The organism is Pseudomonas sp. B21-023 (genome assembly GCF_024749165.1).
In the GTDB taxonomy this organism is placed as follows: domain Bacteria; phylum Pseudomonadota; class Gammaproteobacteria; order Pseudomonadales; family Pseudomonadaceae; genus Aquipseudomonas.
The window spans coordinates 4,265,653-4,279,203 of the sequence record NZ_CP087190.1 but is presented as its reverse complement, the minus strand read 5'-3'; the positions used below and the strand labels follow the sequence as shown (position 1 = coordinate 4,279,203).

The 13,551-nt window shown below is 63.8% G+C and carries 12 protein-coding genes; 10 read left to right on the top strand and 2 right to left on the bottom strand.

Annotation, left to right across the window (positions count from 1 at the left end; all coding sequences use genetic code 11):
- Window positions 1-33: 33 nt before the first annotated feature.
- Window positions 34-927, top strand: coding sequence for a putrescine utilization regulator PtrR (gene ptrR / locus LOY42_RS19175; protein ID WP_110698023.1), 894 nt, complete (start codon window positions 34-36; stop codon window positions 925-927).
- 124 nt (window positions 928-1,051) lie between these two features.
- The gene (locus LOY42_RS19170; protein WP_256206021.1) at window positions 1,052-1,180 is read left to right on the top strand and encodes a PA1414 family protein; all 129 of its coding nucleotides are present in this window, start codon (window positions 1,052-1,054) and stop codon (window positions 1,178-1,180) included.
- A 62-nt stretch (window positions 1,181-1,242) separates the two neighbouring features.
- Here LOY42_RS19170 and mnmC read toward each other — a convergent pair whose 3' ends face one another.
- A complete protein-coding gene (gene mnmC / locus LOY42_RS19165; protein ID WP_139672894.1) occupies window positions 1,243-3,213 on the bottom strand; it encodes a bifunctional tRNA (5-methylaminomethyl-2-thiouridine)(34)-methyltransferase MnmD/FAD-dependent 5-carboxymethylaminomethyl-2-thiouridine(34) oxidoreductase MnmC in 1,971 nt (656 codons plus the stop codon).
- Between the two features lie 153 nt (window positions 3,214-3,366).
- On the opposite strand from mnmC, the gene pap reads away from it, so the two are divergent.
- The 3 genes from pap to LOY42_RS19150 all read left to right on the top strand — a co-directional run bounded on the left by pap (window position 3,367) and on the right by LOY42_RS19150 (window position 7,319).
- On the top strand, window positions 3,367-4,857 hold the full coding sequence (gene pap, locus LOY42_RS19160; RefSeq protein WP_258598856.1) for a polyphosphate:AMP phosphotransferase: 1,491 nt from the start codon (window positions 3,367-3,369) through the stop codon (window positions 4,855-4,857).
- Between the two features lie 122 nt (window positions 4,858-4,979).
- Complete coding sequence (locus LOY42_RS19155) at window positions 4,980-6,209, top strand: alginate lyase family protein (protein WP_258598854.1); 1,230 nt, start codon at window positions 4,980-4,982, stop codon at window positions 6,207-6,209.
- A gap of 147 nt (window positions 6,210-6,356) precedes the next feature.
- The gene (locus LOY42_RS19150; protein WP_258598852.1) at window positions 6,357-7,319 is read left to right on the top strand and encodes a DMT family transporter; all 963 of its coding nucleotides are present in this window, start codon (window positions 6,357-6,359) and stop codon (window positions 7,317-7,319) included.
- 105 nt (window positions 7,320-7,424) lie between these two features.
- Here LOY42_RS19150 and LOY42_RS19145 read toward each other — a convergent pair whose 3' ends face one another.
- Complete coding sequence (locus tag LOY42_RS19145) at window positions 7,425-8,819, bottom strand: class II fumarate hydratase (RefSeq protein ID WP_102684348.1); 1,395 nt, start codon at window positions 8,817-8,819, stop codon at window positions 7,425-7,427.
- A 153-nt stretch (window positions 8,820-8,972) separates the two neighbouring features.
- Between LOY42_RS19145 and LOY42_RS19140 the strand changes: the two genes are divergently transcribed.
- The 5 genes from LOY42_RS19140 to LOY42_RS19120 all read left to right on the top strand — a co-directional run bounded on the left by LOY42_RS19140 (window position 8,973) and on the right by LOY42_RS19120 (window position 13,412).
- Window positions 8,973-9,491 (top strand): DUF2059 domain-containing protein, encoded by a 519-nt coding sequence (locus LOY42_RS19140; protein WP_102684347.1) that lies wholly within the window; start codon window positions 8,973-8,975, stop codon window positions 9,489-9,491.
- A gap of 10 nt (window positions 9,492-9,501) precedes the next feature.
- Window positions 9,502-9,801, top strand: a complete 300-nt coding sequence (locus LOY42_RS19135; protein ID WP_102684346.1) for a BolA family transcriptional regulator — start codon at window positions 9,502-9,504, stop codon at window positions 9,799-9,801.
- A gap of 217 nt (window positions 9,802-10,018) precedes the next feature.
- Window positions 10,019-10,951 (top strand): rhodanese-related sulfurtransferase, encoded by a 933-nt coding sequence (locus tag LOY42_RS19130; RefSeq protein ID WP_139672885.1) that lies wholly within the window; start codon window positions 10,019-10,021, stop codon window positions 10,949-10,951.
- 3 nt (window positions 10,952-10,954) lie between these two features.
- Window positions 10,955-11,587 carry a DsbA family protein gene (locus LOY42_RS19125; protein ID WP_198755262.1) on the top strand — a complete coding sequence of 211 codons (633 nt, stop codon included), beginning with the start codon at window positions 10,955-10,957 and terminating at the stop codon, window positions 11,585-11,587.
- Window positions 11,580-13,412: an ABC transporter ATP-binding protein gene (locus LOY42_RS19120; RefSeq protein WP_102684344.1), complete on the top strand. Its 1,833-nt coding sequence runs from the start codon at window positions 11,580-11,582 to the stop codon at window positions 13,410-13,412. The genes LOY42_RS19125 and LOY42_RS19120 overlap by 8 nt, the downstream gene beginning before the upstream one ends.
- Window positions 13,413-13,551: the final 139 nt, after the last annotated feature.

Genomic DNA, 13,551 nt, shown 5'->3' with positions numbered 1-13,551 from the left:
TGATGATTAAGTTGTTCTGTTTTGGAGAATCTCATGGAGTTCAGCCAACTGCGCATCTTCCAGGCCGTGGCCGAGGAAGGGTCATTGACCCGCGCCGCCGAACGCTTGCACCGGGTGCCGTCGAACCTGTCGACACGCCTGCGTCAGCTCGAGGAGCAACTGGGGGTGGAACTGTTCCTGCGCGAGCGCCAGCGTTTGCAGTTATCGCCGGCTGGCAAGGTACTGCTGGATTATGCTCAACGCCTGTCCAACCTTCGTGACGAGGCGCTCGCGGCGGTGCAGGGTGGCCAGCCAGCTGGAGATTTCGTGCTGGGCACCATGTACAGCACGGCGGCCATCCACTTGCCAGCGCTACTGGCGCGTTATCACCAGGCCTATCCAGCAGTGAACCTGCAGGTCCAGGCGGCGCCTAGTGCCGAACTGCTCGAAGGCGTGCTCAGCCATCGGTTGGACGCGGCGTTGGTCGACGGCCCGCTCAACCTGGCCGGGCTGGATGGCGTGCCACTGTGCGAGGAAACGCTGGTACTGATCACCAGCCCCGAGCACCCGGTGGTGCACAGCGCCAGGGATGTCGCCGGCAAGGCGGTGTTCACCTTCCGCCAGGGCTGCTCGTACCGTATGCGTCTGGAAGCCTGGTATGCCCATGCCCACACGCCCATGGGCCGGGTGATGGAGATCGAGTCCTACCAGAGCATGCTGGCCTGCGTGATCGCCGGGGCCGGGGTGGCTTTGATGGCGCAGTCGATGCTCGACAGCCTGCCAGGGCGCGACCAGGTGCGTGCCCACCGATTGCAGGCACCGTTCGATCATGCGATGACCTGGTTGATGTGGCGCCAGGGCAAACGCGGGGCCAATCTGCAGGCCTGGATTGATTTGCAACAAAGCGAAACGATTGACCGACCGTCGGAAGCTGCCATCTGCGCTTGATCCGGGTCAGAATCGCCCATATCTGTAAAAGCAGAGGCATGCGCAATACAAGACATCGGACTATGATCTGTATGACGCATCGCAAGATTGATTGACCAAGAGGCTGACCCGTCAAGGGGGCAATATGAACGAACGCATGTACAACTGGCTCCATGACCTCGCTGTCGCCCTGGGCCTGCTCCCGCCACCGTTGCAGCCGGTGCCGATCCCGACCGACGAAGAACAGCGCAAGCGCCAGCCGCGTCGACGCTGAGCACTCGGCAAAAGGCCGCCGTATCCGATCGATGCGGCGGCCTTTTGCGTTCAATGGGCGCGCTACTTGCCCCGTATGAGCCGACGCAGCGCGAAGCGGTTGGGATGACATGCCTCGGCCACCGCCCTGGGCACCGGCAGCGGCTCACCAGTGACCCACGCCGCAATCAACTCACCAGACAACGGCGCTGTGATCAGGCCGCGCGAGCCGTGCCCACTGTTCACGTACAACCCCTCCAGCCACGGGCAGGCCACGTCCGGTACCTGCCGCGCATCCTTGCCCAGCATGGCGTAAGCCTCGTTGAACGCCTCGACATCGGCCATCGGCCCGACGATGGGCAGGTAATCCGGGCTGGTGCAGCGAAACGCCGCCCGACCCTGCAACTGTGCCGGGTCCAGCTCGGCGGTGCACAGGCGGGTGGCGAGGTCTGGCGAGATATCATCGAGCAGTGCCAGGTTACCCTGATGCTCGGCCACAGTCGGTGCCAGGTCTTCGCTGTTGAAGTCGAAGCTGGCGCCAAGGGTGTGCTCGTCCCCTCGCGGGGGTGCCACGTAGCCGTCGGCACAGACCACGGTGCGCAGCGCACGGCTGCCTTCGGTCACGGGCAGGCGGGTGATCTGCCCACGAATGCGCTTGAGCGGCAGCCCGGCGCACGCCGGGAAACTACGGATCTCGGCGGCGCCGGCCAGCACCACCAGTGGTGCGCTGGCCAACAGGCGCTCACCTTCCCAGGCCTGCCACAGTCCATCGGAACGGCGCAGTTCGAGCACATCGGCGTGGGTAAGCAGGCGGATACGCGGGTGATCCAGTTGGGCCTGGCACAGCGCAGGTGGGTGCACCCAGCCACCTTCTGGGTAGTACAGGCCGCCGCTGGGCAACGCGACCCCGGCGATGGCTTCGGCCTGGGCGCGCTCCAGGCGCTGTAGCAGGCTGTTGTCAAAGGCCGCGGCCAGCTTGGCCTGGCGCGCGTTCTCCTGGTCATCGAAAGCCAGTTGCAATACGCCGCAGGCCTCCCAGTCCTGGCCATGCTGCAGGTGCTCGAGCCAGCGGCGGGTGTAGCCGAAGCCGGCGAGGATCATCTGCGAAAGGGCTGTGCCGTGGGCGGAAAGCTTCAGGTACAGCACACCTTGTGGATTGCCCGAGGCCTCCCGGGCCGGGCCGTCGTGGCGCTCCAGCACGCAGACCTGCCAGCCCCGTGCTGCCAGGCTCTGGGCGGTGGCGCTGCCGGCCAGGCCGGCGCCGATCACCAGCGCTTCGCGTGGCCCCGATGCGGCTGTCGGGTGTGCGTACCAGGGTGGTGCGCCAGTGGCCGGCGCACCGCTGTAGACCCCGTGCATCACTTCCCACTTCTTGCCGATGCCCGGCACTTTCTTCATGGTAAAGCCGGCCTCGATCAGCGAGCGACGCACCCAGCCGGTGGTGGTGAAGGTACCCAGGGTAGTGCCGGGGTGCGACAGCCGCGCCAGCTGGGCGAACAGTTCCGGCGTCCACATGTCGGGGTTCTTTGCCGGGGCGAAGCCATCGAGGAACCAGGCGTCGATGCGGGCATCGAGCTGAGGCAACTGTTCCAGCGCGTCGCCGATCATCAGGGTCAGGGTGACGCGGCCACCGGCGAGGCTGAATTGCTGGAAGCCTGGGTGGATCGCCACGTACTGTTCCAGCAACGGCTGGGTGAAGGCGGCCAGCTCCGGCCACAGTTGCATGGCGCGGGCCAGGTCGTCGCGGGCCAGCGGGTACTTCTCGACGCTGACGAAATGCAGTCGCGCCTCGGCGGGCGCAAGCTCCGCGAACAGTTGCCAGGCACAGAAGAAGTTCATGCCGGTGCCAAAACCCGTTTCACCGATCACCAGGCAGGCATGCGGCTGCAGCTCGGCGAAGCGCTGGCGCAGGTGGTTCTGCTCGATGAACACATGCAGGGTCTCGTCGATGCCTTCGTTGATGGCGAAGTAGACATCATCGTATTGCCGGGAGTGGGGACGGCCCTGGTCATCCCAGTCGATCTGGGCCTGTGTAGGGGGGAGGGTGTCGGACATGGTCGGCTCGGTTGCAACAAAGGGGGGATCTTAAGCGATCTGCAGACGCTTGCGTCGTTCGTGGCAGCGGCCTGGTGTCGCGATGGTGAGCGCAGAGGGCGCAAAAATCCTCCTCGATCCGCTAATCTTGCTTATCCATTGAAGGAGCCCTCCATGTTCGAATCCGCCGAAATCGGTCACAGCATCGACAAGGACACCTACGAAGCCGAAGTGCCCGCCCTGCGCGAGGCCCTGCTCGAAGCCCAGTACGAACTCAAGCAGCAGGCACGCTTTCCGGTGATCGTGCTGATCAACGGCATCGAGGGCGCCGGCAAGGGCGAGACGGTCAAGCTGCTCAATGAATGGATGGACCCGCGGCTGATCGAGGTCCGCACCTTCGACCAGCAGACCGACGAAGAGCTGGCCCGCCCGCCGGCCTGGCGCTACTGGCGGGCGCTGCCACCGAAAGGGCGGATGGGCGTGTTCTTCGGCAACTGGTACAGCCAGATGCTCGAAGGGCGGGTGCACGGCCAGTTCAAGGACGCGGTGCTCGACCAGGCCATCGCTGGCGCCGAGCGCCTGGAGCAGATGCTGTGCGACGAGGGCGCGCTGATCATCAAGTTCTGGTTCCACTTGTCCAAGAAACAGATGAAGGCGCGGCTCAAGGCGCTCAAGGAAGACCCGCTGCACAACTGGCGCATCAGCCCGCTGGACTGGCAGCAGTCGCAAACCTACGACCGCTTCGTGCGCTTCGGCGAGCGGGTGCTGCGTCGTACCAGTCGCGACTACGCGCCTTGGCACGTGATCGAGGGCGTCGATCCGTATTACCGCAGCCTCGCGGTGGGGCGCATTCTGTTGGAGAGCCTGCAGGCGGCGCTGGACAACAAGCCACTCAAGCACCAGGGCAATGTGACACCGCTGGGGCGCAGCATTGACCAGAAGAGCCTGCTGGGCGCACTTGACCTGAGCAAGCGCCTGGACAAACGCGATTACGAAGAGCAGCTGGTCACCGAGCAGGCACGCCTGGCGGGGCTTTTGCGTAACAAGCACATGCGCCGGCATGCGCTGGTGGCGGTTTTCGAAGGTAACGACGCTGCCGGCAAGGGCGGGGCCATTCGCCGCGTGGCGGCGGCGCTGGACCCGCGCCAGTACCGCATCGTACCGATTGCCGCGCCCACCGAGGAAGAGCGTGCCCAGCCGTACCTCTGGCGGTTCTGGCGGCACATTCCGGCGCGCGGCAAATTCACCGTCTTCGACCGCTCCTGGTATGGCCGGGTGCTGGTGGAGCGGGTCGAGGGCTTCTGCAGCCCGGCGGACTGGATGCGCGCCTACGGCGAGATCAACGATTTCGAGGAGCAACTGAGCAATGCTGGCGTGGTGCTGGTCAAGTTCTGGCTGGCCATCGACCAGCAAACCCAGCTCGAGCGGTTCGAGGAGCGCGAGCAGATCCCGTTCAAGCGCTACAAGATCACCGAGGAAGACTGGCGCAACCGCGACAAGTGGGATGTCTATTCCGAAGCGGTGGGCGACATGGTCGACCGCACCAGCACCGAGATCGCGCCGTGGACCTTGGTGGAGGCCAACGACAAGCGCTGGGCGCGGGTAAAGGTGCTGCGCACGATCAATGAGGCGCTGGAGGCAGCGTTTGCCAAGAACAAGAAATAATCAGGGGAGACCTTTGCGATAAGGATCTTGCCCATGGCTTGATAACCTGACATTTCTGTGAGTTGCGGGATATCGTGTACGAGTGTCTTCTACCTGAACCCTTTATCAGGAGACAGATGACAATGAATACGCTAGCCGCAACCCGGACAGATGTTCCCGTGACCATCGTGCACCCGGGCATCAAGATCAATGTTCATTACCTCAGCACTTTCGTGCGCAGTAACCGCGATAAGGAACCATGGAAAAGCGCTTTTGAGAAAGTCAGAGATGATTACTTGGGGCGTGGCTCCATGGCGTGGCAAGCCAAACCAAGAACCCAGGTAATCTGCGGCAGTTTCAGTAACCCGGATTGCGGTTGTACCGATCAGACGCGTGATAGTCAGGCCGCCTACGCGCAGGCGTTGCTTTGGCTGGTCACCGGGGATCAAGGGCATGCCGACGCTGCGATCCGGATCATTGACGCTTGGTCTGCCGTGTTCACGGAGGGGTTTGATGGTTCGAATGCGCGCCTGCAGGCATCGTGGGCTGGGGCCAACTTCACCTGTGCCGCTGAGATCCTCGCCCATTGTGAATCAGGCTGGTCAGCGCAAGGTATTGCAGCGTGCAAGACCATGCTGTTGGGGCAGTTCAAGCCAACCATCGAGCGTTTGTTTCACCGGGACGGCTGGAACCTCAATACCAGACCCGGAAACTGGCGTTCTACCGGCATCGAGGCGCTTTTTTACATCGCCATATTTACCGATGATGCCGCGCTGTTTTCAAGGTGCATAAGCCTTTGGAAAGACCATACCGTTGCGTCTATTTATCTGGAGACCGATGGGCCGTTTCCGCTCACGCTTCCCAATTGGTTGCCGCCTGCGACAGAAGACCAGCTTCGTGAAGTCTGGTATGGACCCCGTCGCTTTATTGAAGGGATGAACGTCGAGAGTTGTCGGGATTTTGCCCACACGGCCTATGGCTTGGCGGCGACCATCAATGTCGCTGAAACGGCGCTGTTGCATGGCATTGATCTTTATACGGATAAGGACGTGCAGGCGCAAAGGCGACTTATCCAGGCAATGGAGTTCCATAGCCGCTATGAAAACATCAAATTGATGCCTGACATTGCCACAGGCTACCCCGGCATCAAGGCGAGCGCCCAGTGGACTTTTGAAATCGGCTACACCCATTATGCCGTGCGCATGGGGCTGGAATTGCCTGAAACCCGAGCCTTCGTGCTCCGTCATCGACCAACTCAAGGCGATTTTCACTACATGTGGGAAAGCCTGACGCATGCTTACCCGCGAACGGGGGACTCTGTCGTCTGCAGGTGCGGCGCACTGCCTGTTCGGGCCGTGTCGGTAGAAAAATAACTCCATCGTGGGAGGCCCCAACGGCTGAAGTATCGCATGCCGCGAGGGAATGACCTGATGAATTCTTTTCTCTGCACACTTCCCCGTCACTGCCCTCCAAGCCCGTAGAATTCAATCACCCCCACCACGGGCTTGACCGAGGACACTATGCACACCACTTCCGGGCGCTGGAGCTATGGCATGTTCCTGGCACTTCTGACCGCGCTGCTCTGGGGCATCTTACCGATCAAGCTCAAGCAGGTATTGCAGGTGGTCGACCCGATCACCGTCACCTGGTACCGCCTGCTGGTTTCCGGTGGCCTGCTGTTTGCCTGGCTGGCAGCCAAACGGCGCTTGCCGTCGTTCACACGGCTGGCACCCAGGGGCAAAGGCCTGGTAGTGGTGGCTGTGCTTGGCCTGATGGGCAACTACGTGCTGTACCTGATCGGCCTCAACCTGCTCAGCCCCGGTACCGCGCAACTGGTGGTGCAGGTCGGCCCGGTGCTGTTGCTGGTGGCCAGCGTGTTCGTGTTCCGCGAGCGCTTCAGTCTGGGGCAGGGGGTGGGCCTGCTGATTCTGCTGGCGGGTTTTGGGCTGTTCTTCAACCAGCGCCTCGAAGAGCTGCTGACCTCACTGGGTACCTACACCACCGGCGTGCTGACCATTCTGCTGGCCACCAGCATCTGGGTTTTCTATGCCCTCAGCCAGAAGCAACTGTTGACCGTGTGGCATTCACAGCAGGTGATGATGGTGATTTACCTCAGTTGCGCTGCACTGCTCACGCCTTGGGTACACCCACTGGAGGCGTTGCAGCTGACCCCGGTGCAGGGCTGGCTGTTGCTGGCCTGTTGCCTGAATACGCTGGTGGCCTATGGCGCGTTTGCCGAGGCGTTGGCGCACTGGGAAGCGTCGCGGGTCAGTGCCACCCTGGCGCTGACCCCGCTGGTGACCTTTGTCGCGGTGGCAGTGGCGGCACTGGTGTGGCCGGAGTATGTGCACGCCGAGGACATTAATGCCCTGGGCTATGTAGGGGCGGTGACCGTGGTGTCCGGCTCGGCGCTGGTGGCGCTGGGGCCATCGCTGGTGGCCGGGTGGCGTGCGAGGCGGGCGCGGTTGGCCCAGGTTCATTGATCGCTTGCTCCGGCCCCATCGCCGGCAAGCCAGCTCCCACAGGATCACCACAGGCCTGAATGTTGTGCGATCCCTGTAGGAGCTGGCTTGCCGGCGATAAAGAGCTCAGCCCTTGCCACCCGGTGCCAGCATGTTCTCTGGTCGCACCCACTGGTCGAACTGCTCGTTGGTCAGGTACTTGAGCTCCAGCGCCGCCTCGCGCAGGGTCTTGCCCTCGGCATAGGCTTTCTTGGCGATTTCCGCCGCCTTGTCGTAGCCAATGTGCGGGTTCAGCGCTGTCACCAGCATCAATCCACGCTCCAGGTGCGCCGCCATCTGCTCGGCATCCGGCTCGATGCCGGCCACGCAGTGCTGCTGGAAGTTGCTGCAACCATCGGCCAGCAGTTCGATCGACTGCAGCAGGTTGTGGATGATTACCGGTTTGAACACGTTCAGTTGCAGGTGGCCCTGGCTTGCGGCAAAGCCGATTGCCGTATCGTTGCCCAGCACCTGGCAGGCCAGCATTGACAAGGCCTCGCACTGCGTCGGGTTGACCTTGCCGGGCATGATCGAACTCCCTGGCTCGTTGGCTGGCAGGCGTACCTCGGCAATCCCCGCGCGCGGGCCGGAACCCAGCAGCCGCAGGTCGTTGGCGATCTTCATCAGGGCCACGGCGAGGGTCTTCAGCGCCCCGGCCAGGCTGGTCAGCGGCTCATGGCCGGCCAGGGCGGCGAACTTGTTCGGCGCGGTGACGAATGGCAGGCCGGACAAGGCCGCCAGCTCCGCGGCGATGGCTTCGGCGAAACCGTGCGGGGCATTGAGCCCGGTGCCCACGGCGGTGCCGCCCTGGGCCAGCTCGCAAACCGCCGGCAAGGTCGCGCGGATGGCGCGCTGGGCGTAGTCGAGCTGGGCGACGAAGGCCGAGACCTCCTGGCCGAAGGTGATCGGCGTGGCGTCCATCATGTGCGTGCGCCCGGTTTTCACCAGGTGCGAGTGGCGCGCCGACAGCTCGGCCAGGCCAGCCGACAGTTCGGCGATCGCCGGCAGCAGTTTCTCATGCACCGCCTGGGCCGCGGCGATGTGCATGGCGGTGGGGAAGCAGTCATTGGAGCTCTGCGAGCGGTTGACGTGATCGTTGGGGTGCACCGGCACCTTGCCGCCGCGTCCCTTGCCGGCCAGCTCGTTGGCGCGGCCAGCGATCACCTCGTTGACGTTCATGTTGCTCTGGGTGCCGCTGCCGGTCTGCCACACCACCAGCGGAAACTGGTCGTCGTGTTCGCCGTCGAGCACTTCGTCGGCGGCCTGCTCGATCAGGCGGGCGATGTCGGCGGGCAGGTCGCCGTTGCGGTCGTTGACCCGGGCAGCGGCTTTCTTGACCAGCGCCAGGGCGTGCAGCACCGCGAGCGGCATGCGCTCCTTGCCAATGGCGAAGTTGATCAGCGAACGCTGGGTTTGCGCACCCCAGTAGGCGCCCTCTGGAACTTCGACCGGGCCCAGGCTGTCTGTCTCGATACGGCTCATGCTGCGCTCACTCCTTTGTGGTTCGAAATCGCAGTTTAGGCCCTGATTCGACAGAGCGGTTCCATCGCTCGTCGTGCCACTTGAGCACTTCGCCATCACAGCGCAGAATGCTCTACTCTGAGGTACTCGCCTCCCTTTCTTGAAGGAAATGCAATGACCCGTCTCCGTGTCCTCTGTGCCGCCGTTGCCCTGGTTTGCGCCAGCGGCCAGGTACTCGCCGCCACTCCAGCCCACAACGCTGCCGCCGAGAAATTCCTGACCCTGGCCAATGCCGACAAGCTGGGCACCCCGGTGTACATGCAGGTCCAGCAGATGTTCGCCCAGCGCTTCGAGCAGACCAAGGCGCCGGCCTCCAAGAAAACCGTGCTCGACAGCTACCAGGCCAAGGCCAACGCCGCCCTGGACAACGCCATCGGCTGGAAAAAACTCAAGCCGAAGATGGTCGACCTGTACACCGCGACCTTCACCGAGGCCGAGCTGAACGATCTGGTCAAGTTCTACGAATCGCCGCTGGGCAAGAAGGTCCTGCGGGAAATGCCCAAGGTCACCCAGCAGTCCGCCCAGCTGACCCAGCAGAGCCTGGAACCGGCCGTGCCAGTGGTCAACAAGCTGCTCGAAGACATGACCAAGGAACTGGACCCAAGCGCCGGCAAGGCCCCGGCGAAGAAGTGAGCGTGACGCGATGAGCATGCAGCAACGCATCGAGCAGCAACTGGCGCCGCTGGGCACGCAACACCTCGAAGTGCACAACGAAAGCCACATGCACAGCCGTGGCCAGGAAACGCACTACAAGGCGGTGCTGGTCAGCGAGCAGTTCGCCGGGCTGAACAGCGTCAAGCGCCACCAGAAGGTCTACGCCACCATGGGTGATCTGATGGGCCAGATCCACGCCCTGGCGATTCACACCTACACGCCTGAGGAATGGGCGGCGGTCGGTGTGGCACCGGCCTCGCCGGTGTGTGCCGGCGGCGGCAAGCACTGAATCCTTTCCGTCGTTCTGGTACAATTCGCGTTATTCCTTCGGGGCCGCTTTGCGGCCCATCGCCGGCAAGCCGGCTCCCACAAGTCCTGCGCAAATTTCGAGTCTTGCGCTGAGCGTGTGGGAGCCGGCTTGCCGGCGATGGGCTGCGCAGCGGCCCCATGCTTTTGCCAAACCCGGTCCGCCCCTTACGAGGGCAACCACCTGGAGATTCAACGCAATGACCCAACCGATCGTCGTGGCGGCGCTGTACAAGTTCGTCACCCTGGAAGACTACGTCGAACTGCGCGAGCCGCTGCTCAAGGCCATGCTCGACAACGGCGTCAAAGGCACCCTGCTGCTGGCCAACGAAGGTATCAACGGCACCGTCTCGGCCACCCGCGAAGGCATCGACGCGCTGCTGGCCTGGTTGCGCAACGACCCACGCCTGGTGGACGTCGACCATAAAGAGTCGTACTGCGACGAGCAGCCGTTCTATCGCACCAAGGTCAAGCTCAAGAAAGAGATCGTCACCCTCGGCGTGCCGGGTGTGGACCCGAACAAAGCGGTCGGCACCTACGTCGATCCGAAAGACTGGAACGCCCTGATCAGCGACCCGGAAGTGCTGCTGATCGACACCCGCAATGACTATGAAGTGGCCATCGGCACCTTCAAGGGCGCCATCGACCCGAAGACCGAGACCTTCCGCGAGTTCCCCGACTACATCAAGGCCCACTTCGACCCGAGCAAGCACAAGAAGGTCGCCATGTTCTGCACCGGCGGCATCCGCTGCGAGAAGGCCTCCAGCTACATGCTCGGTGAGGGCTACGAAGCGGTCTATCATCTTAAGGGCGGCATCCTGAAATACTTCGAGGAAGTACCCCAGGAAGAAAGCCTCTGGGACGGCGACTGCTTCGTCTTCGACAACCGGGTCACGGTGCGTCACGACCTGACCGAGGGCGAGTACGACCAGTGCCATGCCTGCCGCCACCCGATCGACGTGAAGGACCGGGAGTCGGAGCACTATTCGCCAGGCGTGAGCTGCCCGCACTGCTGGGACAGCCTGAGCGAGAAGACCCGGCGCAGCGCCATCGACCGCCAAAAGCAGATCGAGCTGGCCAAGGCGCGCAACCAGCCGCACCCGATCGGTTTCAACTACAAAGTCGAGGCCTGATGCATGTCCGCACGCCTGCTCTATGTGATGGACCCGATGTGCTCCTGGTGCTGGGGCTTTGCCCCGGTGGCCGAGGCGCTGATCGCCCAGGCCCTTGAGGCGGGTGTCGAGACCCGCCTGGTGCCGGGCGGCTTGCGCACCGGCGGCAGCGCCCTGGACGCCTCGACCCGCAAGTACATCCTCGAGCATTGGCAGGCGGTGCATGACGCCACCGGGCAGCCGTTCCGTTTCGACAACGCGATGCCCGACGGTTTCGTCTACGACACGGAGCCGGCGTGCCGCGCCCTGGTGGCGGCACGCGAGCTGGACGACAAGCGGGCCTGGCGCCTGCTGCAACTGATCCAGGCGTCGTTCTACGTGCAGGGCGTGGATGTCACCCGCGCCCCGCAACTGGTGGAGCTGGCCGAGCAGGCCGGCTTCGACCGTGAACAGTTCTCCCAGCGCTTCACTCTCCCTGACACCCGAGTCGCCACCAGTGCCGATTTCGCCTGGGTGCAGGACCTGGGCATCGCTGGCTTCCCCACGCTGCTGGCCGAGCGCAATGGCCAGCTCGCCCTGCTGACCAATGGCTATCAGTCGCTGGAAAGCCTGCAACCTTTGCTCGGCCGTTGGCTGCAGCAGGCCGCCTGTGCTTGACCTGCCAGGGTCGCCAGACCCTGTGCCAGGGAAGTCCCCCGCTGTGCCCGATCGCCTGAGCTGGGCGGAAATCCGCCGTCTGGCCCTGCACCACAAGCAAGCCCTGTGGACTGCCAACCTGGTGGCCGTGCTTGCCGCCCTGTGCAGCGTGCCGATTCCCTTGCTGCTGCCTTTGCTGGTGGATGAAGTGTTGCTGGGGCATGGCGACGCGGCGCTGAAGTGGATGAACAATTTCCTGCCCGCGGGCTGGCAGGTGGCCGCGGGTTACATCGGGCTGATGCTGTGCGCCACCCTCGGCCTGCGCCTGGCGGCGCTGGTGTTCAACGTGGTCCAGGCCAAGCTATTCGCCGGCCTGGCCAAGGACATCGTCTACCGCCTGCGCATCCGCCTGATCGAGCGGCTCAAGCGCATTTCGCTCAAGGAGTACGAAAGCCTGGGCAGCGGCACGGTGACCACCCACCTGGTCACCGACCTGGACACCCTCGACAAGTTCGTCGGCGAAACCCTGAGTCGCTTCCTGGTGGCCGTGCTCACGCTGACCGGCACAGCGGCCATCCTGATCTGGATGCACTGGCAGCTGGCGCTGCTGATCCTGCTGTTCAACCCGCTGGTGATCTATTTCACCGTGCAGTTGGGCAAGCGCGTCAAGCACCTGAAGAAGCTCGAGAACGACAGCACCGCACGTTTCACCCAGGCATTGACCGAGACCCTCGACGCGATCCAGGAAATCCGCGCCAGCAACCGCCAGGGCTACTTCCTCGGCCGCTTGGGGCTGCGCGCCCGCGAGGTGCGCGACTACGCGGTGGCCTCGCAGTGGAAGAGCGACGCCAGCGGTCGCGCCAGTGGCCTGTTGTTCCAGTTCGGCATCGACATCTTCCGTGCCGCTGCCATGCTCACGGTGCTGTTCTCCGACCTGTCGATCGGCCAGATGCTGGCGGTGTTCAGCTACCTGTGGTTCATGATCGGGCCGGTGGAGCAGTTGCTGAACCTGCAATATGCCTACTACGCCGCCGGCGGTGCGCTGAGTCGCTTGAACGAGCTGCTGGCGCGGGCCGACGAGCCGCAGTACCCGGCGGCCGGCGACCCGTTCGCCGGGCGCGAGACGGTTGGTATCGAGGTGCGCGACCTGCGCTTCGCCTATGCCGACGAGCCGGTGCTCGACCAGCTCAACCTGACCATCGCCCCGGGCGAGAAGGTCGCCATCGTCGGTGCCAGCGGCGGTGGCAAGAGTACCTTGGTGCAGTTGCTGCTTGGGCTGTACAGCGCCCAGGCCGGGACCATCCGCTTCGGGGGCGCCAGCCTGCAGGAGATCGGCCTGGAGACCCTGCGCGAAAATGTCGCGGTGGTGCTGCAGCACCCCTCGCTGTTCAACGACAGCGTGCGTGCCAACCTGGCCATGGGTCGTGACTGCAGTGACGAGGACTGCTGGCAGGCGCTGCGCATCGCCCAGCTGGACGCCACCATCGCCGCGCTGCCCCAGGGCCTGGACAGCATCGTCGGGCGTTCCGGCGTGCGCCTGTCTGGTGGCCAGCGCCAGCGCCTGGCGATCGCCCGCATGGTGCTGGCCGAACCCAAGGTGGTCATCCTCGATGAGGCCACCTCTGCGTTGGACGCGGCTACCGAGTACAACCTGCACCTGGCCTTGGCGCGCTTCCTCAGCGGGCGCACCACGCTGATCATCGCCCACCGCCTGTCGGCGGTGAAGCAGGCGGACCGGGTGCTGGTGTTCGATGGCGGCCATGTCGCCGAAGATGGCGACCACCAGCAACTGATCGCCGAAGGCGGCCTGTACGCCAAGCTCTACGGCCACCTGCAGCAAACCTGAAAACCGCCTCAAGCTTCGAGCTGCAAGCGGCAAGTTGAAGTCAGCGCACTTTTTCTTGCCGCTTGGGGCTTGCAGCGTGTCGCTCCTTCATGGCAAATGGCCTACGCTGTGCTTGTCTAGGTCGATTCGTGCCTTATCT